The organism is Lactovum odontotermitis (assembly GCF_054658595.1).
In genome coordinates, this window is sequence record NZ_BAAGGQ010000006.1 from 50,527 (window position 1) to 68,443 (window position 17,917).

Sequence of the window (17,917 nt, forward strand, 5' to 3'; positions counted from 1 at the left end):
TTTCCTTTCAAACTTGTAAGTATCAACTCGCTGGCAATAATTGTTTCACGAAATTGCACAAAAACGTTAAATCTTTACAATTACTCCAAGTTTATCTTACCATTCTATTATTTTACCCTAATTCTGCAAGAATTTCTACTCTCTATCCGATTTCTTATTACAGCTTACAGCAGACTCTTTTTCATCATCGCCAGCAGCGCCTTGACATCTTCAATCTTCGTGTCGCCCGTCGTCTTATCAATGATTGAGCTGTAAACATGCGGAATAATCTTCTGAACACCCGCATCCACAGCGATTTGCACGATTTCCTCAAAGTTCGTCAGGTCAATGCCGCCGGTCGGCTCGAGATAGAAATCATTGTCAGCGCAGGCTTTGGCAACGGCTTTATACTCCTCAATGTGGGCGAGGCCGTGCATGTTGAAAAACTTGATGGAGCTTCCGCCCATGTCCTTAATCAGCGCAATCGCCGTCTCAACCGGCACTTCAGCAGGCAACGCAGCTTGCGAAGAAAGCGGCCCCGTGGCAATGTTGACAATACCGACTTTGCCTGTCGGATTAACCAGACAGTTGACAATCGTTTCGTTTTCGGCGAGCAATGCCCGTGTCGCACCCACACCCGTGAAAACTTGATTGGCGTGCTGAGGTTTCAAGACGCCGGACAGGCGGGCAACCATGGCTGATTGATTCGGGTCACCTGCGCCGAGTCCTACGGAAAGGGCGTTTTCAGTGACCTCCGCATAAATTTTCATGTCCTCGATTGCCGCTTCATCACTGGCATAATTTTTTGACAGCACACCGACCAGTACATGGCCTTCGGCAGCTGCGTAGATTTCCTTGGCGTTCTGAGGTGAATTTGCCAGGACGTTCAGGCAGAGACGGTCTTCGAGATAATTTGGTGTAAGTTTCATTATTTTTCATTTCCTCTCATGATTTTTTCAAGTTTATTTTCAATCACTGTCAATTCTTCCGCAGTCACAGCTCGGATGTCAAATTCTATGATGCCGTTGTTGACCTGGTATTCACGTGTATAGACGGCGGTATCACCTTCTTTGAGTGCTGCAACGACCGTATATGCCGTTTTCGCTGCGGCGGATGTCACTTTGACGGCGGCGCGGAAGATTTCGCGGCCTGCTCCGTCTTGAACTTCTTTCGCTTCAAGGCCGGGTATTTCATTGACCGCCTGAATAAAGGGCAGAAGGCGCTGCTCCTGACTTTCCCGACTTTCTGAGCCGTTGGCCAGGTATTCTTCAATGGCTTGAACCAGCGCCACGACGTTGTCTTTGCCGATTTTCATGCAGCGGCCGACGCCTTTGGACTGCAGCTGCACCCACTTGATTAGCTCGTCTTTGCCGGCTACGAGTCCCGAAGCCGGCGCCTCAATAGCCTTGGCACCCGAGTAAATGACCAAATCCGCGCCCATTTCATAGTATTTGTGCAAATCTTCTTCCGCCGCCGCGTCCACAATCAGCGGCAGATGGTGCTTGTGGGCGACCGCCGCAGCCTGCTCAACCGTCAGCATGCTCTTCTGCACCGTATGATGAGACTTGATATAGAGAATCGCCGCCGTATTGTCCGTGATTTCCATCTCAATGTGCTCGGCCGAGCACATATTTGCCCAGCCTGCCTCGACAACCTTGCCGCCGCCGACTTCGACCATGACCTGCACACCCGTACCGTAATCGACATTGTGGCCTTTGGGAAGAATGATTTCCCGCCTGCTGATTCGACTTGCGTAAGGGTGATAAAGCGCGTAGGAATCGCCCTGGCCGATGACTGCAGCCACTGCCTGTGCAATCCCGGCGCTGGCGCTTGACACAATCGTCGCATTTTCAGTCCCGAGAAGTTTTGCGACATAATAGCCGGTTTTTTCCATTAAATCGGACATCTCAAAGAAGCTCTGTCCCGCCTCTTTTTGAGCTGCCGCCACAGTATCACTGACTTTAGATACACCTAGAATCGTCATTTTCCCCGAAGCATTAATCACATGTTTGAGACCGAATTTCTCATTTATTGTCATGATTTAAAATCTCCATATCTTTCAAAATAGCCTGCAAAGCCCTTCAAGCCCTCGCGCTCGCTGAAGCTGGTAAAATATTTCCCCGCCACGGTACAGCCTGTCGGCACAATGGCCGCAACCGATTCTTCAACATCGCCATTGGAATCTTCAAGCGGGACATGCTCGTCCGTCACCTTGAACAAGGTCAAATCCCCGTCAAAACCGACCTCAAGCCGACCCTTGCCGCCGAAATGCCAAGTTTCCGCAGGCACACTCGTGACCATTGGAATCAGCTCCTCCAAAGTATAACCGATATGCAGGAGCTTTGTCAAAGTGGTTGCCAAATCATAAACCGGGCCGTTTTTGCGATTTCGGATATAAGTGTCCGTGCTGACCGTCCGGCATTTGACGCCCTCTTTCAAGGCCTCACGCGCCACCGCGAAGTTGAAACTGTCCGTCCCATGGCCTAAATCAAAATGGACACCGCGTGCATAAGCTTCCTTGACAAAATCCTTGATTCGTCCATTTTCGCCTAGAATTCCGTTCTTCTTGCCGTTGAAAACATGCGTGACAATATCACCCGCATCCAGCTTCGCAAGAATCTCCTCAAGCTCCGGCGGATTCGTCCCCACGTGAATCATTAGAGGCAGCCCAGTCTTTTCTTCCAGAGATTTGGCAAGCTCCAGCGGAAGAATTCCCTTATCGCCGACCACCGATTTGCTCATACGGCATTTGATTCCCACGATGAAATCCGGCATTTCCTTCATCCGGCGAATATTGTTCTCTTCATTGACATCCTCCATATGACGGAATTCGTACTGGTCGTATATTCCATTTCTCGAAATATTGAGCATGGCGTAGACATTCGTCTCAGCACGCCTGGCATATTCATAGAATTCCTTGACATTGTTCTCGCCCGTGGAACCTGCATCAATGACTGTCGTCACACCTTTTGTCACACCCAGCTCGTCAATGTAGTCATAGTACAGCGTCATCTCCGGATAACAGTGCACATGCGCATCAATCCAGCCGGCCGAGAGATAAGCACCCTTTGCATCAACAGAATCTTTGGCTTCACCTGTAAAAGTTTCGCCGACAAAGGAAATTTTCCCGTCAGTCACTGCGACTTCTAGAAGCTTATCAGTCAAGTCTTTTGCATTTCTAATCACAATATCATGCATAAATCACCTCTTTCACTTCAAAACAACCGGGAAGAAAGCCCCCATAATCATTGCGCCGAGAATCGCCCCGCCGGTAATGGGTTTCTTCCAGAGGTAAAAAATCAAAGCACCAACCACCGAGCCGATACCGACCGGAATCGAAGCCAGTCCCGCACTCAGGATAATCAGCGGGCCGAGAAACCGCCCCGTCGAATTGCCTGCGCCCATCATGATGTCAGCTCCAAAGGTTGATTGCGCGCCGGCTTTTCCTTTAATTGTCGCTCGCCGAATTCCAATAATCACCGCGCCAATAATCAAGCCAATCAGCAGGCCTGTCGGCAAAGCCAGCCAGAAATTTTTAACCGGTGCATCGATTTTGGCAGCCAGCAGAATCGCCGGGATTCCGAGTCCGACACCAGTCAGGATTGACCCGCCCAAGTCAAGAATACCAACCAGCGAGCCCTCCAAGACACGCGCAAACAAGAAGCTGGCACCAAAGGCAGCAGCCGGACCATAACTTCCGCCAGTCAAACCTGCTTTCAGCATAGCGACAAACGCTACTTCATTAAAAGCCCCTGTACCGTGCTCGACGTACATTGATGTGCCTGCAAATACTGCGGCAGCCATCAGTCCAGTCATGATTGGAAAAGCCCAATCCGCATACCAGAAGCTTTTTTCATCAATTCCTGTTTCGTTTATTTCGATAACTTTTTCAGCCATTTTTCATTCTTCCTTATCATTTTCCTGTAACTGCGTTGTGTAAATCTGTCAGCCAGCCTGGCACTGGAACTTTCAGCTGCTGGAGCAGTACCAAATCCATTCCGCGGAAGAAAGTACTGAGTACAAACAGTAAAATAACAGCGCTCAGAATAATCTTCATCAGGCGCGTCCAGCCCAGTTCATCGACACCTTTGCCTATCAGAATCCCCAGAACCACGCCGGGAACAGCATTTCCCATCACAATCTGTGCAAGGCCGCCGAACAAAGTCGACCAGAAACCAGTCCGTTTTCCCGCATCAAGCGCCGCCAGCCAGAAAACAACCGGCATGACCGTGTTAATCAGAAGCGTTGCCGCCGGAACAAGCACAGCCACCGCAGCCACTTTTAAACTACTTGGAATCGCCGTCGTCGTGACATTCAAGAAAGTCACAAGAATCACGCCCAGAATCGCACCGACAATTGCCATTTTTTTCGGATTTTGCACCGTTTCCTTGACATTTTTATTGCGTACCAGCAGAGAAGCCGCCGCCCAGTTCGGCAGCACACGGTGCGTGACATCCTGTGTGAAAGCACCTGCTGCCACCGCCGAAGCCCATGCATTGAAGAAAAAGCCGAGGCCGAAAGAAAAGTGTGACGCAGCATCCCCCTCACAAGAATTCATTTCCCCCAGAGTTCTGAAAGCCCCGAGGGCCTGAACAGTCGGCGCATTAAACATTCTTGAAGCGCCCATACCAGCTGAAAATCCCATGAGTGCACCAACAATGATTGATTCAAAAATAATAATCATTTTTATGTCACGCTGCCTTTCTATATCGTTTTATCAATCAACGGAACACGAATCGAATTCGCTACTCCGTCTGTGACCTTAAAATTAATTTCGTCCAAAACAACACGCGTGCATTTCACTTCAACTTCGAGTCTGATTTCAAACTCCTGTCTCTGCCTTGGAAAGAAGAAAAATAGAAACTTTTCAGTCCAGCGCCGCTCATTTGCCTCAAGAACCGCAACATTAAGCGGCTCAATCCTCAAAATTGTGTCATTTGTATTTTTTATAATTTGTGCCTGAACCTGATTAAGCGCTGCTGCAAAGGCATTTTTCTTAGAGTTTCCTTTGCCGGACACAACGACCTTTTCATTTTTTTCATTCATAAATCAGGCTCCGTACTTCTTGATATAAGCCTTCGTCAGCTCTCGGCCCAGCTCTTCCGTATCCATGAAGCCGAAGCCCAGCACCTTGATTCCATCGTTAATCGCAGTGATGCCCTCCTGAACTGAGCGCATCCCGTGACGCTCCGTGTATTTGTACTTGTTGGCCGCCATCAGCGCACCTGCACCGCCGGAGCCGCAGAATGACAAACCAAGGTCTGCATTCTCCTTGTTCATCGTGTCACCCAGCTTCATATCCGCTGCCATTCCAGGGATGACAATCACTTCACCCCCTTCTGCTTCAATGCCTTTGGCAATGTTCTGGCCTTTTCCCATGCGGTCTCCGATAACTACTTTCACCATTTTGTTCCCCTTGACGCTGCTAATCCTTACAGCGCCGTTGCCTTTCTTTTTTGTTTTATTTTAAATTTTGCACTATCAGTTTAAAAAATATTTCCCTGAACATTCTCAAAGTGCACAGCTAGCAGAAATTGTTCATTATCTTCGAGATTTTGTACACTCTGCACAACTTTTTCTGCCATTTCCATCGACTTTTTAGACAAATCCGAGAAAAGGTTGATATCCATCTCCGGCAGTTTCTCGCCCGTTTTCGAGCGGCGAATCATCTCGTCCAAGTGATTGACCAGGATTTTCCACTGAATCTCCGTGGGCTGAAGATGCTCCTGGTCTAAGAGATTCTCCGTAAAGTTCACAAGCTCAACAAGTTCTTGGGCATTTTTACTCTGTTCTGCTTGTTTTTGAACCAGCTCATCCAATACTTTCACAAACTTACCTTTCTGTTTTTAAATTGAAATATTCATAGTAAGGAACCAGGGCCGAAACTTCCGACGCGTTTATCGGCAGCTCATGCGCCTGACAAACGGCTAAGATTTTTCCCTCCAGCTCCTTATTACTGGTTGGAGCAAAGGCCTGATACTGTTCATCATTATCCACCCGGCTCACCATTAGGAGCACATGGACTAGAAATCCTTCCAGGAACTCAATTGACAGCTCTTTTTCTTTTGCAAACAGCGTCTTTAAATCTGAATATATGCTGAAACCTTTCACCACCAATTCAACCGGCAAGTCCTTGGACTCGACTTTTTTCTCCTGATTCGCCGGTTGAATGGAGCCTAGACCAGCACTCAGCAATAGATTCACTTGGTTCTGAATCCTCTGGATATCACTTTCTGTCAGAAGAGCATTCACTTCAATAACCGGCACTTCAAGACCTGCGATTGGAAAGACACTGATAATTAAATCAGGTTTCAGCTCATTGGCGTAAGCCTGAACATTTAAAATGCTGGAAAAGCCTATGATTTCAATGTTTTTAATTCGGCTGGCAACTTTCTGCTGAATGAAAGAAGTCACGCCGACGCCTGTCGAGCAGACGTATAAAACTTTTATATCCCGCTCAAGCGCCTTTTCTCTTTCAATCGAAGCCAGAAAATGAAGCGCCACATAGCCGACAAATGCATCATCAATCTTGACAAACTCCGACAGGAACTTACTTAAAGCCTGTTTTGCAAAATCAAAAATCTCTGTCTGCCTGATTTTGATATCATTGACAAAAGGATTATATTCATCTGCCAGCCGATAACCTTTTGAAAAAATCAGTGAGAAGTGAGTATAAAGATTCTGGAAGAGCAGCGAATCCTTGTCAAACCTGACTCCTGACAAGCTGCTGACCTCGTGGATAATCTGAGCGGTAAATTTGGGAATGTCAACCTGATTAAAAACCAGTTCTTTTGAGGTAACATAGGCAAACTCATCATTCAGCGCCTCAAGTCCAAAATCTTCATATACTTGAAAAAGAAATTTCTCTACATCATCCGCATTATCTATTTCATTTTTCTCGGCAATTTTCGCTGAAATCGGCTTTGAGTTCTGCAGACGGGCAACCGAGATGCAGAGCCGAATCACAAAGGACAGAATACTGTAATTTTCAATCTTGTCACTAAGAACCGTCAGATTTTCCGTCACAAGCTTAATCACCTCCTGATAAATCTTTCTAAAATCATCGTTTGAAAAAATAATTCTAAACTCTGACTTATCCGGTCGCGCCTGCGAAAACTGACTAATAAGGCTGCTCACATCAAAGTTAGTTGATTCCGCAAATAATAAATCTGAGATTAGTTCACGAATCGCCGGTTCTTTTCCATCTAGATAATAACCGTAATGACTACTTTTGACATGAACCCCGTACTTAGGCAGTTCAGCCGCCATTAACAGAAAATCATTAAAAATCGTATTTTGACTGACCGCCAGCTTCTCCGAGAAATAATAAGCTGTGAGCGCACGCTTTGACATAAACAAATCAATCATCATCTGCTTCATCCGCATCCGCTGGTTCATCGGTGAATTCAGACGCTCCTTTGACTGAAGCAGCTGCCTGAGCTCGTGCCGCCTCTCATCTGAGCAAAAAATACAATAACCTTTTCCCCTGCGAGCACTTAGCTCTTCCCCTTGTTCACGCAGCCAGCACCGAATCTGCTCCATTTCGCTCTTGATTGTCCGGACACTGAGCGCAAATTCCTCCGAAAACTGCTTTGAAGAGGTAAACCCGTCCAATTTTAATAGAGAAATAAGGATACTGATTTGACGCGGCGTCAATCTGGTTCTGTACATAAATATATATTTCTCCCTGGAATTTCCATTCAATCGCTCCATTCTCCTCGTGCGCCGTCACCTGTCTAGGCTAAGACAATCAAAGCACGGCAGAGGCTATTTTCATTATTTTTTAATTCTTTTATATTTTATTATAAACTAATTATACAATGAATGCCTGTGAATTAAAATACAAAATTTCTGCACTTGTACTAGTGCAAATTTGCCGGCTTTTTAAACACATGAAGTCATTCTGACTTTTTTGATAGCTTGCAAGAAAAAAACTCGCCCAAAAAGCGAGTTTTTCAAAAGAAAATCTGAATAATCTGGCCAAATACGCAAGCCTGTCCTGATTTCAAACAAAATCTTTCAGTTTTTTCCGAGAATTTTCGACAATCTCCTTCGGATAGTCTAATTTCTCGAGTGTGACGATTGCATTTGTCTTATTGGAAATTCCTGACCTGATTTTGTAATCATTTTTCCCGTCACCGTTGAAATCACTTGTAAAATAATAATTGCTGCTGAATTTTTTTCCTGTTTTTATTAATTCGATGTCATGTGTGGTAATCATATATAAACAATTTTCACGGCTCAGCCACTCCATCAGGCTCACGCCGATAGAAACGCGTTCAGCCGAGTTGGTTCCGCTGAAGATTTCGTCCAGAAATAAATAGTGAAACTCTGAATCTGAAATTTTATCTAATAATTCTTTGATGCGTCTTCCTTCTGCTACAAAATGGCTTTCTTTCACGAGCACATTGTCGCCGATATTCATTGAAGTGGCTATGCCGCCGTAGGACAGTGAAAATTCTTTTGCTAGAGCAAAGTTCAAGCTTTGAGCTAAAAGGAGATTGACGGCGATTGTCTTCATAAATGTTGATTTTCCGGAAGCATTGTCACCGCTAATCAGGATATTATCTGTGAAATCTATCGAATTACTGACCGGTTTCTCCAGCAGAGGATGATAAATTTCTGACGCTTTCACGCCTTTTGTCTCTGAGAATTCCGGGATGCAGTAACCATTGTCACAAAATTCCAAAAAACTGAGCGCCGCGACTGCAACATCAATATCAGCAATGATTTTCAGCATTTCTTTTATTGACGAATTATGTTTGTTTAATTTCTTTTTCAGCTGTGAAGAAGCAATAAACGGAATCATGAAAATGGCATTGAGATACTCAAATAAAACCGAAGTGTCCGAAAAGTCATTTTTATAATTAAATGCATAGCCTAAAACGTTCAGAAATTTGAAATATTTGAAATCTTGAGCAAGTTTATCCTTGTAGGGAAAGTCTATTTCGCTCATTTTCTTAGAAACATGAATCATTTGAACCAAATAGGACATCCGCTCTAATTCAAGTTCTAGAGTGTATTTTCTAAACAAATAGAAAATAATGTTAAATAAAACACTCGCAATAAACAGCGCCAAGCCCAGCATACCGTTGACAAGAGTCAGTAGAAGAGAAAGCAGCGGAAGAATTCCGAAGAAAACATAAAGTTTGTCATACTTCACATTTTCCGAGCCGGAATCGCTCACAATTTGAAAAGCCTGATTATTATTTTTCTTGCCCAGCCCGGCTAAAATAAACCTGAGCTTTTCCCTTTCAGCTTCATGACCTGAGAAATACGTTTTTAGGCTTTCAAAGTCATTGTCCTGAGAGAATTGAAGCAGGCGCATCCTCGAATAGAGCCGCTCAGCCCCGAGACTCGTCTGCGTATTATTGAGCTGCCAGTATACTTCCTGCAGATTCAAATTCTCCCAAGTTTCATCATCCACAAAAGAGTCAAAATCTTGACGGCTTTTTTGAGCAATAAGGCTGAACTGCAAGCTCTCCACGCTATCCTTTTTATGTCGCGTATGATGCAGATTTCCCCAGCTTTCGCTCAAATACTTCTTTAACTTTTTCTTCTCTAGCTGATGCATGAGCAAAAAAAATACTGCTAACGCAGCACCAAACAAGACAATTACATAAATCCATGGATACATTTTTATTTCCTTTTACTTCATTTCATTACAAAAAGCTGGCCGAGAAAAAAGCTTGTTCCAAGCAGAACAACGATATTTGCCAGAATTAGGACAAAATCTAAAGTTTTGTTGAAATATTTAGAGCAATACCTCAGGGCAGCTGAAGCCAGCAGCATTGTCACAGGTAACGCAAGCACATTAAATTTACTTCCGGAAGAAGCTTGATTTGTCAATATGAAACCAAAATTGATTTTTATCGTTTTCGGTAATATCAGCAGCAGAACAGCTGCAACCACAAATTCAAAGACTGTCCAGGCTACAAAGAAATTAATGAGGTACTCTCTTTTTATCATTTTTTAATCACGCTTGATTTGTCCTTATTTTACGAAAATCTGGGCATGTTGTCAATGAAATTTTGTTCGTTATACTTGAAAAAACTTCGTTTTTAAGTCGCAATGTTCGATATACTGAACACAGGTGACAAAATGATAAAAAGAACAAACTATATCGAACAGCTTAAGCCGAATTTACTAAAATAAAAAATTTACTTGGAAATTAGAATTTGTTTTAAACAAACACAGCCAGACCCACAATTCCGCTTAAAAGGCACTTGAAGAATTTTGTCAATGAATAGCGTTTGATTTTGCCATGATTGTACGATATAATAACTATATACCGTACAAAGGAGAAACATTATGACATTAGCAACCAGCCAATCAAACTTTCGTGCCAAAATGAAAGATTACATGGACTATGTCGTGCGTGAAGCACAGCCAGTCTATATTACCCGTGCAGACGACGAGAATGCTGTCGTTTCCAAACAGGAAATTTACAATAAACTCGTTGCTTTTGCTAACAGTGTCCCCGGAACAGCTTTACACGCCGGCCTTGAGGCAGACTTGATTGAAGCAGGCATTATCCGCTGGGAGGGGAAAGCGTATGACTCAGTTCAGGACATGATGGAGGAGATTGTAGACGAAAAACATGCAGCTAATCGTCCTGCCTCTCCAAAATAAATTACTAAAAAAGCACTCAACGCGCTTTTTTAGTTTTAAACAATCGGGACCAGAAGCCGCGATTCTGCTCTTCACGCAGCTCCAGCATCAATTGCTGCTTATCCTGCAGCGCGGCCGCAGTGAGCTGCTGCTGCTGGTCGAGTTGCTTGTCTTTCTGGGCAATCTGGCGGTCTTTAGCCTCTATCTGATTGCCCAGCATCTGCAGCTGCTGGTCTTTGGCCACGACTTGTTCGTGCAGGCGCTCGATTTCGGTGTCTTTGCCTTCCATCAGGCTTGACAGCATGGCGAAAATGGTCTTGTCCTGGCCGCTCGCGAGAGCGGGTTTGTCGACGACTTCCTGCTTGGCTGTCACAACCTTGCCGTAAAGGCGCTCAAGCTCAGCCACCCCCTCAGAGTTGACCACGGTGACGCCTCGGTCGTTTTTCTCGACAAAGTCGTCTTCGAGCGCACGGACACGGTTGTTCATGGCCTGACGCGAGACCCCGAAAAGCCCCGCAAGTTCAGTAACTGTTTTTGTTTCCATTATTAGTATTATATCCAGCTGGCTCGGGCTTGTCAAGCTGCTGTCTTTCTGCACCGTTTCACGGCGCCAATGTTCCATTATCTGCAGAATTTCGCAGAAAATTCAAAGCAAACAAGAATAAGTTCTCAGAGCTTCTCCAGTTCTGCGTTCAAAAGCTGCTGCGCCACTTGCGGATTCGCCTGCCCTTTAGTCGCTTTCATCAGCTGGCCTATCAGCGCTTTGGCTGCGTTCTTGTTTCCGCCTTTGTAGTCATTGATTGACTTTTCGTTTGCGGCGAAGACTTCCTGGATGATTGGAATCAGCTGGGCTGGGTCTGAAATCTGGACAAGTCCGGCCTTTTTGACGAATTCTTCAGCGGAGCCGCCGTTTTTCGCCAATTCGACAAAGACGCGCTTGGCAATTTTGCTGGAAATAGTGCCGTCAGCAATGAGTTTCAGCATTTCGGTCAGGTTGGCCGGTGTCAGCTGGATGTCTTTGAGCTCAAGGTTTTCTGCATTCAAATACTGGGCAATGTCGCTCTGCAGCCAGTTGGACACGAGTTTGGCGTCGCCGCCCAGTTTCACGGATTCTTCAAAGAAGTCGGAAACCTGCTTGGAAACGGTCAGCTGGCGGGCATCATAATCGGACAGGCCGAATTTCTCTACGTAGTCGGCACGACGTTCAGCGGCGAACTTCGGTAAAGTCGTTCTGACACTGGCAATCCAGTCATCTGAAATCTCAAATGGGCCAAGGTCGGGCTCCGGGAAGTAACGGTAATCGCTGGAGCCTTCTTTCACGCGCATCAAGATGGTCTCGCCAGTTTTTTCATCGTAACGGCGAGTTTCCTGACGGATTTCTCCGCCTGCACGTAAAACTTTTGCCTGACGCGCCACTTCAAATTCCAGGCCTTTACGCACGTAGTTAAAGGAGTTCAGGTTTTTCAGCTCGGTCTTGACGCCGAACTCGTCCTGTCCGTAAGGGCGCAGGGAAATGTTGGCGTCGCAGCGCATGGAGCCTTCCTCCATCTTCACGTCGGAAATGCCTGTATAAAGTATGATTTCACGCAGAGCGTTCAGATAGGCGTAGGCCTCTTCAGGCGAGCGCATGTCGGCCTCGGACACGATTTCAATCAGCGGTACGCCTTGACGGTTCAAGTCGACAAAGCTGTAGCCGCCCGTGCCGTGCGTGTTCTTGCCGGCATCTTCTTCCAGATGGGCACGCTCAATGCGAATCAGCTTCTTCTCGCCGTCGGGTAGCTCGATTTCAATCTTGCCGTCATAGCCGATGGGCTCGTCAAACTGTGAAATCTGGTAGGCCTTGGGATTATCAGGATAGAAATAATTCTTGCGGTCAAAGTGCATGCGCTGGTGAATGTCCATCTGCAGCGCCAGAGCGGCTTTGATGCCTGACTCAATCACGCCTTTATTCATCATCGGCAGCACACCCGGCAGGCCCCAGTCAATCAGGTTCGTGCTGGTATTGGGCTCCTGTCCGCCGTAGGGCGTGGGGCCGGGGCTGAAAATCTTCGAGTTGGTATTTAGCTCAACATGGACTTCAAGTCCGATAATTGTTTCAAAATTCATGTGATATTACACTCCCTCCTTGAAAATCAGCGGTTTCTCTGTGTGAAAATCAGTGGTCTGCTCAAAAGCGTCCGCCGCCTGGAACATGGTCTCTTCGTCAAACGGCTTCGCCACAAGCTGCAGGCCAATCGGCAGACCATTGACAAAGCCGGCCGGCACTGAAATGCCCGGCAGTCCAGCCAAGTTGACCGGAATTGTCATCATGTCGCCGCGGTACATGGTCAGCGGGTCGTGATTCAGCGTGCCGAGATTATAGGCCGCAGTCGGTGCCGTCGGCCCCAGAATCAGGTCATGGTCGGCAAAAACTTTCTTGAAGTCATTGATAATCAGCGTCCGCACTTGACCGGCTTTCTTGAAGTAAGCATCATAGTAACCGGCGCTCAGGCTGTAAGTCCCCAGCATAATACGGCGCTTGACCTCTTCGCCGAAGCCCTCGCTGCGGGATTTGACATAGACATCGTCCAGATTGGCAATGTCGTCTGCACGGTAGCCGTAACGAATTCCGTCGAAACGCTGCAGGTTCGAGCTGGCTTCGCTGGACGCCACGATATAATAAACCGCCACGGCATATTCACTATGCGGCAGTGAAACTTCGTCAATGATGGCGCCTTGTGCCTCAAGCACCTTGGCAGCTGCCAGAATCTGGGCTTTCACCGCAGGGTCTACCCCTTCGCCCAGCTGTTCTTTGACAATTCCGATACGTAAGCCTTTGATAGACTGACCCATTTTCCCAGTGAAATCAGTTTGTCCTCGGTCTGAAGATGTGCTGTCGTGCGCGCCGTCAAATCCTGCAATGACATTTAACATTTGCGCAGACTCGCGCACGGTTGGGGCAAATGGACCAATCTGGTCAAAAGACGAGCCGAAAGCTATCAGACCGAACCTGGACACACGGCCGTAGGTCGGTTTTACCCCGACTATACCGGAAAATGCTGCCGGTTGACGGATTGAACCGCCGGTATCGGAACCCAGGGACAAGCGCACCTGTCCAGAAGCCACAGCTGAGGCCGAGCCCGAACTAGAGCCGCCGGGCACTTTTGCCAAGTCCCAGGCGTTTTTCGTCGTCTTGACGGAAGAATTCTCGCCGGAGCCGCCCATGGCGAACTCATCCATGTTGGTCTTGCCGACCATAATCATGCCTGCCTGCTTGAATTTTTCGACCACAGTGGCGTCATAAGGAGGCTGCCAGCCGGTCAGAATCTTTGAAGCCGCGGTCGTTTCGATTCCTTTGGTGACGATATTGTCTTTGACTGCGAGCGGAATTCCGTCTGTCAGGACGTCGGCGCTGACACCGCGTTTGTCCACTTCTGCAGCCGCAGCCAGCGCTTCGTCTTCTGTGATTTTCAAAAATGCGTCAACCTGGGGTTCACGTGATTTGATATCGGCCAAAGTTGCTGCTGTCAGCTCTGCGGCAGAGATTTCTTTTGAGACGAGCAATTCATGCAGCTCTGTGATTGTTTTATCGTTAAAAGACATTAGGCATCACCTCCACCTTCTAGAATTGCCGGTACTTTGATGAAGCCGTCCTCGGTTTCAGGCACCTGCGACAGCAAGAGCTCGCGGTCAGCCGCGGGTGCTGCGATGTCTTCGCGCCAGTGGTTGAGGTTGTCGGCCGGGTTTGACGTGAACGGCACGCCCTCTGTGTCCACCTCTCCCAGCTGCTCAAACATGGTGATGATTTTGCTGAGTGTTTCTGTGAAAGCGTCGATTTCATTATCTTCAAACTTTAACTTGGCCAAGTCTGCAACGTGCTCGGCGTCTTGTCTGGTTATTGTTGACATTGATTCTCCTTTGAATAGCGTTCGCCCGAGGGCTCGGCTTTTTGGAATAACGTTCGCGCAAGCGCTCGGTTTTAGAATAGCATTCGCCCGAGCGCGAGGTTTTGGAATTCTAACTGAGTTCAGCACGCCAGAAGCTAGGAGATTAGACGAAATGGAACCTGCCTTACAGGCAGAACCGCATTTCCCTAAATCTCTACGCTTCAAAACGGGCGTGCTTCACATCTTAACTAATTATACAAAAAAATCGGCAAAATTGCCGATTTTATCGATTTTTTACATGCTTAATGCAGGTAGCCGGCGAGTTTATCGTAAATTCCTTCGTTGACGACATGGAGGTAAGTCCCTTTCATGCCGAGTGAGCGGGATTCGATGATTCCAGCTGACTCAAGCTTGCGCAGGGCATTGACAATTACAGAACGTGTGATTCCGATTTTGTCGGCCACAACTGAGGCAGTCAATTGGCCCTCATTGCCGTTGAGCTCTTTTAAGATAGCTTGAACAGCCTTGAGCTCTGAATAAGACAAAGTATTTACCGCCATATTCAAGGCTGCTTCGCTGCGCAGGCGTCCTTCAATCTGCTCGACCTGCTTGTTTGAAAGCTGCACGCCCATCACAGATGCCGCAAGCTCAACCAGAACCAGCTCGTCATCGTTGAATTGTTTCTCGTCGCGCCAGAGGATTAAAGTACCGAGACGCATGCCAGAGCCGTAAATCGGCGCCAATGTCGTCACACCGTTCGGAAATTCAGCTTCCAGCTCGGTTGGATAGAGCGACAGCGGGTCTTCCACTGTCAAATTGGCCACAGTGTCATAAATACGCACCGCCATTTTGATGTAATCAGTAGGCAGCTGCCCCTGGTCAAAATAAGCTTTTACACGCTCATTTTTTGCATTGAAAGGAAGGTCATAACCAAGCAATTTACCCTTCGTGTCAATCACGCAAACATTAGCATCGACAACTTCAGACAAACGCTCGCAAACGCCAGTGTATGGGTACGTTTTGGAAAGATCAGTCACATCATCCTGCAGAATTGCAGTAATTTGACGTGTCTTCTCCAGTAAATTTGCCATTTTTCATCTCATTTCTGTAAAATATTATAACAAATTATATCACAGTGCTGAAAAAAAATCAACAGAATTGTCAGAAAATTGACAAGAGTTTTGGCTCAGATAATTGCCAATGCCTGCTCATCAGTCCTGGACACGCTGTACAGATTTTCGAAAAATTATTGTTTGAAGATAAGTTTTAACAAAAACTGTATCAAAAATGCGATGGCAACACTAATTATCGTGAAGATAATTACAATCGAAAATTTCTGAAGAGGTCTTTTTCTTCGCTCTTCCTCCTTGGCAATCTCGTCAAGCTGTTTTCCATCCATAAAAGCCACAATTTCCCGGTAAGTTTGAACGTCATTTGCCTTTTTCCATTTCTCCACCCTAAAGGCTAGTACCATTGATATTAGCCACAGCAGAGCCCAGATGGCCATTCCATATAAGCCGAGAAAATAAGTCAGCGGAACAATCGCTAAAATCACCACTACAAGCGAGACAAAGAACGCCACATTCAAGCGGTTAAACCCTTTTCTATCATCGCTCTTTGTTACTTTTTCCATCATCTCTAAATCCCCTTTCACCAGCTCATCCAGCGAAATTTCAAACAACTGACTCATCGCCAGCAAACTGTGAATATCCGGGTAACTCTTCTCAGTCTCCCAGTTCGAAACCGTCTGCCGCGTCACATAAACCCGCTCGGCCAGCTCCTCCTGCGAAAGCCCCATGTCCGCGCGATGATTCTTAATTTGTCTGCCAATCTCCATGTTGAGCTATTTCCTTTTTCTTTTTTGGCCAATGCCTATACACTGATTATAACTTGGCAGAGCCCATTCTGTCTAGCTAAAAAGCCCGACAACAGCCAAATAAGCTGCAAAAACTTTTTGACATCGCCTCACATCCGCTGCCCGCGCCCCCCGCGCCGGTGAACATTCACCCGAGAATTTGTGTGTGTATCTCGCCAGAAAATATTGTATAATGTGTTATAAACAAAAAATGACAAAATTATTTGACATTTCACATACAAGGAGGACCACCGGTGAAAAAAAGTGGTATATTGCTCGTCAACATCGGCTCGCCCAAAGAACCGACCAAAGCTGAAACCAAAAAATATCTGGCCAAATTTCTAGGAGACCCGCGCGTCATCAAAACACCGCGGGCGCTCTGGCTGCCCATTCTGCACGGAATTATACTGAACACGCGCCCTGCTAAATCTGCTAAGCTCTATCAGAGTGTCTGGCGTGAGGACGGCGGCTCGCCGCTGATGATTTATGCACGAAATCAGCAGGAAAATCTGCAGAAGCTGCATCCGGACAAAATTGTCGAGATTGCCACCTCTTACAGTGAGCCGTCAATTCCTGACACGCTGGACAAGATGCTCGCGCAAGGCGTCAATGACTTGACCGTTATTCCGATGTATCCGCAGTACTCCGGTACGACTGTCGGCTCAGTCTATGACGATGTGACACGTTATTTCAGGAAAAGCGATAAAATCATTACAGTCAAATTTGTCCATTCTTTCTACGAAAATGAGCAGTACATTGCCCATTTTGTCAAAAGAATTAAAGACCGGCTGGAAAAAGAGAATTTCGACGCGCTGTTGTTTTCTTATCACGGCATTCCTGTCTCCTACGTGAAAGATGGCGACACTTATCCGACAGAATGCGACGAAACGACCAAATTGATTATGGCTGGAGTTGGTGATTTTCCATTTTATCAGACCTATCAGTCAAAGTTCGGTCCGAGCGAATGGCTGACGCCGGCGACAGATGCGACCTTAAAATCCTTGCCGAAGCAAGGTGTAAAGCGGATTTTGGTAATTGCGCCGAGTTTTGTGGCGGACTGTCTAGAAACACTGGAAGAGCTGGAAGTTGAGAACAAAGGCTACTTCATGGAAAATGGCGGCGAGTATTTTGGCTATTTGCCTCCGTTTAATGAAGATATGGAGCTGGCGGAAATCTTTTCTGACTTGATTTAAATCAAATAGCAGCAAAAATCATTCAAGTGTGTTCAAAAGAGGTGAAACCATGGAAAATGTACAGGTTTCTACAAGAGTAAGCAAGGAAATTAAGGAAGCAGCTCAAAGAGTGTACGAGCGGCAAGGGCTTGATATATCTGTTGTGATTAAAATGCTGCTAACGAAGACTGCACGCGAAGGCAGAATTCCTCTTGATATAACAGGGCGCTCCTACTATGAAGAAATCGGCGATTCAATCAATCGCCTGGTGGATGAAAAGCTCCCCGAAGCTGCTCCTGTGAATTTAGAAAATCCGGAAAGTGTGAGGAATTTCTTTGATGACTGAGCCCAAACGCTACTCGATTTCTATTTCTAGGGTTAAGTTCGCGGATGGTACTGGCTCAAAAACTCGTCCAGTTTATATTTTGAAATTT

The 17,917-nt window shown here is 46.4% G+C and carries 20 protein-coding genes; 3 read left to right on the top strand and 17 right to left on the bottom strand.

Annotated features, from left to right (window positions below):
- Nucleotides 1-164 precede the first annotated feature (164 nt).
- From dagF to ACYQ2E_RS04850, 11 genes are all read right to left on the bottom strand, one after another.
- Nucleotides 165-908, bottom strand: a complete 744-nt coding sequence (gene dagF / locus ACYQ2E_RS04800; protein WP_460016934.1) for a 2-dehydro-3-deoxy-phosphogluconate aldolase — start codon at nt 906-908, stop codon at nt 165-167.
- Nucleotides 908-2,017, bottom strand: a complete 1,110-nt coding sequence (locus ACYQ2E_RS04805) for a DgaE family pyridoxal phosphate-dependent ammonia lyase (RefSeq protein WP_460016935.1) — start codon at nt 2,015-2,017, stop codon at nt 908-910. Before ACYQ2E_RS04805 ends, dagF begins: the two co-directional genes overlap by 1 nt.
- Nucleotides 2,014-3,177 carry an amidohydrolase/deacetylase family metallohydrolase gene (locus ACYQ2E_RS04810; protein ID WP_460016936.1) on the bottom strand — a complete coding sequence of 388 codons (1,164 nt, stop codon included), beginning with the start codon at nt 3,175-3,177 and terminating at the stop codon, nt 2,014-2,016. Before ACYQ2E_RS04810 ends, ACYQ2E_RS04805 begins: the two co-directional genes overlap by 4 nt.
- Before the next feature lie 12 nt (nt 3,178-3,189).
- Nucleotides 3,190-3,876 carry a DUF4310 family protein gene (locus ACYQ2E_RS04815; protein WP_460016937.1) on the bottom strand — a complete coding sequence of 229 codons (687 nt, stop codon included), beginning with the start codon at nt 3,874-3,876 and terminating at the stop codon, nt 3,190-3,192.
- A gap of 16 nt (nt 3,877-3,892) precedes the next feature.
- On the bottom strand, nt 3,893-4,663 hold the full coding sequence (locus ACYQ2E_RS04820; protein ID WP_460016938.1) for a DUF4311 domain-containing protein: 771 nt from the start codon (nt 4,661-4,663) through the stop codon (nt 3,893-3,895).
- A gap of 20 nt (nt 4,664-4,683) precedes the next feature.
- On the bottom strand, nt 4,684-5,025 hold the full coding sequence (locus ACYQ2E_RS04825) for a DUF4312 family protein (RefSeq protein ID WP_460016939.1): 342 nt from the start codon (nt 5,023-5,025) through the stop codon (nt 4,684-4,686).
- A gap of 3 nt (nt 5,026-5,028) precedes the next feature.
- Nucleotides 5,029-5,385 carry an SFCGS family glycine-rich protein gene (locus tag ACYQ2E_RS04830; RefSeq protein WP_460016940.1) on the bottom strand — a complete coding sequence of 119 codons (357 nt, stop codon included), beginning with the start codon at nt 5,383-5,385 and terminating at the stop codon, nt 5,029-5,031.
- Between the two features lie 80 nt (nt 5,386-5,465).
- Nucleotides 5,466-5,807 carry a PRD domain-containing protein gene (locus tag ACYQ2E_RS04835; protein WP_460016941.1) on the bottom strand — a complete coding sequence of 114 codons (342 nt, stop codon included), beginning with the start codon at nt 5,805-5,807 and terminating at the stop codon, nt 5,466-5,468.
- Nucleotides 5,808-5,811: 4 nt separating this feature from the next.
- Complete coding sequence (locus ACYQ2E_RS04840) at nt 5,812-7,650, bottom strand: BglG family transcription antiterminator (protein WP_460016942.1); 1,839 nt, start codon at nt 7,648-7,650, stop codon at nt 5,812-5,814.
- Nucleotides 7,651-7,984: 334 nt separating this feature from the next.
- Entirely contained in the window at nt 7,985-9,616 is a 1,632-nt protein-coding gene (locus ACYQ2E_RS04845; protein WP_460016943.1) for a MutS-related protein, read from the bottom strand.
- A 17-nt stretch (nt 9,617-9,633) separates the two neighbouring features.
- A complete protein-coding gene (locus tag ACYQ2E_RS04850; RefSeq protein WP_460016944.1) occupies nt 9,634-9,948 on the bottom strand; it encodes a hypothetical protein in 315 nt (104 codons plus the stop codon).
- A 342-nt stretch (nt 9,949-10,290) separates the two neighbouring features.
- On the opposite strand from ACYQ2E_RS04850, the gene ACYQ2E_RS04855 reads away from it, so the two are divergent.
- Nucleotides 10,291-10,611, top strand: coding sequence for a hypothetical protein (locus tag ACYQ2E_RS04855; RefSeq protein WP_460016945.1), 321 nt, complete (start codon nt 10,291-10,293; stop codon nt 10,609-10,611).
- A gap of 16 nt (nt 10,612-10,627) precedes the next feature.
- Here the strand turns inward: ACYQ2E_RS04855 and ACYQ2E_RS04860 are convergent, their stop codons facing one another.
- From ACYQ2E_RS04860 to ACYQ2E_RS04885, 6 genes are all read right to left on the bottom strand, one after another.
- Nucleotides 10,628-11,134 carry a DUF536 domain-containing protein gene (locus ACYQ2E_RS04860; protein ID WP_460017004.1) on the bottom strand — a complete coding sequence of 169 codons (507 nt, stop codon included), beginning with the start codon at nt 11,132-11,134 and terminating at the stop codon, nt 10,628-10,630.
- Between the two features lie 125 nt (nt 11,135-11,259).
- The gene (gene gatB, locus ACYQ2E_RS04865; RefSeq protein ID WP_460016946.1) at nt 11,260-12,696 is read right to left on the bottom strand and encodes an Asp-tRNA(Asn)/Glu-tRNA(Gln) amidotransferase subunit GatB; all 1,437 of its coding nucleotides are present in this window, start codon (nt 12,694-12,696) and stop codon (nt 11,260-11,262) included.
- 6 nt (nt 12,697-12,702) lie between these two features.
- Nucleotides 12,703-14,172 carry an Asp-tRNA(Asn)/Glu-tRNA(Gln) amidotransferase subunit GatA gene (gatA, locus tag ACYQ2E_RS04870; protein ID WP_460016947.1) on the bottom strand — a complete coding sequence of 490 codons (1,470 nt, stop codon included), beginning with the start codon at nt 14,170-14,172 and terminating at the stop codon, nt 12,703-12,705.
- A complete protein-coding gene (gene gatC, locus ACYQ2E_RS04875) occupies nt 14,172-14,477 on the bottom strand; it encodes an Asp-tRNA(Asn)/Glu-tRNA(Gln) amidotransferase subunit GatC (protein WP_460016948.1) in 306 nt (101 codons plus the stop codon). Before gatC ends, gatA begins: the two co-directional genes overlap by 1 nt.
- A gap of 281 nt (nt 14,478-14,758) precedes the next feature.
- Entirely contained in the window at nt 14,759-15,547 is a 789-nt protein-coding gene (gene codY / locus ACYQ2E_RS04880; protein WP_460016949.1) for a GTP-sensing pleiotropic transcriptional regulator CodY, read from the bottom strand.
- Nucleotides 15,548-15,702: 155 nt separating this feature from the next.
- Nucleotides 15,703-16,293 carry a helix-turn-helix domain-containing protein gene (locus ACYQ2E_RS04885; RefSeq protein ID WP_460016950.1) on the bottom strand — a complete coding sequence of 197 codons (591 nt, stop codon included), beginning with the start codon at nt 16,291-16,293 and terminating at the stop codon, nt 15,703-15,705.
- A gap of 272 nt (nt 16,294-16,565) precedes the next feature.
- Here ACYQ2E_RS04885 and hemH point away from each other — a divergent pair, with 272 nt between their 5' ends.
- Both hemH and ACYQ2E_RS04895 read left to right on the top strand, forming a co-directional pair.
- Nucleotides 16,566-17,504 carry a ferrochelatase gene (hemH, locus tag ACYQ2E_RS04890; RefSeq protein WP_460016951.1) on the top strand — a complete coding sequence of 313 codons (939 nt, stop codon included), beginning with the start codon at nt 16,566-16,568 and terminating at the stop codon, nt 17,502-17,504.
- Between the two features lie 49 nt (nt 17,505-17,553).
- Nucleotides 17,554-17,829, top strand: a complete 276-nt coding sequence (locus tag ACYQ2E_RS04895; protein ID WP_460016952.1) for a type II toxin-antitoxin system RelB/DinJ family antitoxin — start codon at nt 17,554-17,556, stop codon at nt 17,827-17,829.
- Nucleotides 17,830-17,917: the final 88 nt, after the last annotated feature.

Excerpts from the sequence above, each read along its gene's own strand:
- gatC (WP_460016948.1), bottom strand. The coding sequence starts at position 14,477 with ATGTCAACAATAACCAGACAAGACGCCGAGCACGTTGCAGACTTGGCC.
- codY (WP_460016949.1), bottom strand. The coding sequence starts at position 15,547 with ATGGCAAATTTACTGGAGAAGACACGTCAAATTACTGCAATTCTGCAG.
- ACYQ2E_RS04850 (WP_460016944.1), bottom strand. The coding sequence starts at position 9,948 with ATGATAAAAAGAGAGTACCTCATTAATTTCTTTGTAGCCTGGACAGTC.
- gatB (WP_460016946.1), bottom strand. The coding sequence starts at position 12,696 with ATGAATTTTGAAACAATTATCGGACTTGAAGTCCATGTTGAGCTAAAT.
- ACYQ2E_RS04805 (WP_460016935.1), bottom strand. The coding sequence starts at position 2,017 with ATGACAATAAATGAGAAATTCGGTCTCAAACATGTGATTAATGCTTCG.
- ACYQ2E_RS04820 (WP_460016938.1), bottom strand. The coding sequence starts at position 4,663 with ATGATTATTATTTTTGAATCAATCATTGTTGGTGCACTCATGGGATTT.
- ACYQ2E_RS04855 (WP_460016945.1), top strand. The coding sequence starts at position 10,291 with ATGACATTAGCAACCAGCCAATCAAACTTTCGTGCCAAAATGAAAGAT.
- ACYQ2E_RS04825 (WP_460016939.1), bottom strand. The coding sequence starts at position 5,025 with ATGAATGAAAAAAATGAAAAGGTCGTTGTGTCCGGCAAAGGAAACTCT.
- ACYQ2E_RS04860 (WP_460017004.1), bottom strand. The coding sequence starts at position 11,134 with ATGGAAACAAAAACAGTTACTGAACTTGCGGGGCTTTTCGGGGTCTCG.
- ACYQ2E_RS04885 (WP_460016950.1), bottom strand. The coding sequence starts at position 16,293 with ATGGAGATTGGCAGACAAATTAAGAATCATCGCGCGGACATGGGGCTT.
- ACYQ2E_RS04840 (WP_460016942.1), bottom strand. The coding sequence starts at position 7,650 with ATGTACAGAACCAGATTGACGCCGCGTCAAATCAGTATCCTTATTTCT.
- ACYQ2E_RS04810 (WP_460016936.1), bottom strand. The coding sequence starts at position 3,177 with ATGCATGATATTGTGATTAGAAATGCAAAAGACTTGACTGATAAGCTT.
- ACYQ2E_RS04815 (WP_460016937.1), bottom strand. The coding sequence starts at position 3,876 with ATGGCTGAAAAAGTTATCGAAATAAACGAAACAGGAATTGATGAAAAA.
- ACYQ2E_RS04830 (WP_460016940.1), bottom strand. The coding sequence starts at position 5,385 with ATGGTGAAAGTAGTTATCGGAGACCGCATGGGAAAAGGCCAGAACATT.
- ACYQ2E_RS04895 (WP_460016952.1), top strand. The coding sequence starts at position 17,554 with ATGGAAAATGTACAGGTTTCTACAAGAGTAAGCAAGGAAATTAAGGAA.
- gatA (WP_460016947.1), bottom strand. The coding sequence starts at position 14,172 with ATGTCTTTTAACGATAAAACAATCACAGAGCTGCATGAATTGCTCGTC.
- dagF (WP_460016934.1), bottom strand. The coding sequence starts at position 908 with ATGAAACTTACACCAAATTATCTCGAAGACCGTCTCTGCCTGAACGTC.
- ACYQ2E_RS04845 (WP_460016943.1), bottom strand. The coding sequence starts at position 9,616 with ATGTATCCATGGATTTATGTAATTGTCTTGTTTGGTGCTGCGTTAGCA.